The 540-nt window shown below is 64.3% G+C and carries 1 pseudogene; it reads right to left on the reverse strand.

From position 1 onward, the window contains the following. Positions 1–94 precede the first annotated feature (94 nt). Positions 95–540, reverse strand: a pseudogene (locus tag IE260_RS41230) (alpha-1,4-glucan--maltose-1-phosphate maltosyltransferase); the annotation flags it as partial.

Here is a 540-nt window from a genome sequence, read left to right on the forward strand (position 1 = left end):
AGGACCTCGTAGAAGACGGCTCGCTTGAACCAGTCCGGGTCACGGTCCTTGGCCGGTGTGTCCTCGAAGGTGTCCGGTACGGGCTCGTTGACGATCATGTTGTGGGTGACCCTCCGATCTGCGGGGTGGACGGTCGCAGAACCGTGCAGACGTGCGCGGGCGTACGGCCCGGCTCGAGGCGCACATAGTTGGCCCTGCCCCAGTGATAGGTCTCACCGGTGAGCTCGTCGCGCACCGGCACCGACTCGTGCCATTCCAGGCCGAGTTGCGGCATGTCCAACGAGACCGTGGCCTCCTGGGTGTGGTGGGGGTCGAGGTTGACGACCACCAGAACCGTGTTCGATCCCTTCCGCTTCGAGTACACGAGCACCTCGTCCTTGTCGGAGTGGTGGAAGTGCAGATCGCGCAACTGCTGGAGCGCCGGGTTCTCGCGCCGGATGGTGTTGAGGCGGGTGATGAGGGAGGTGATGGTGCGTCCCTCGCGTTCGGCGGTTGTCCAGTCGCGGGGTTTGAGCTGGTACTTCTCGGAGTCGAGGTATT

Origin of the sequence: Streptomyces viridiviolaceus, assembly GCF_014650995.1 — a bacterium.
In the GTDB taxonomy this organism is placed as follows: Bacteria; Actinomycetota; Actinomycetes; order Streptomycetales; family Streptomycetaceae; genus Streptomyces; species Streptomyces viridiviolaceus.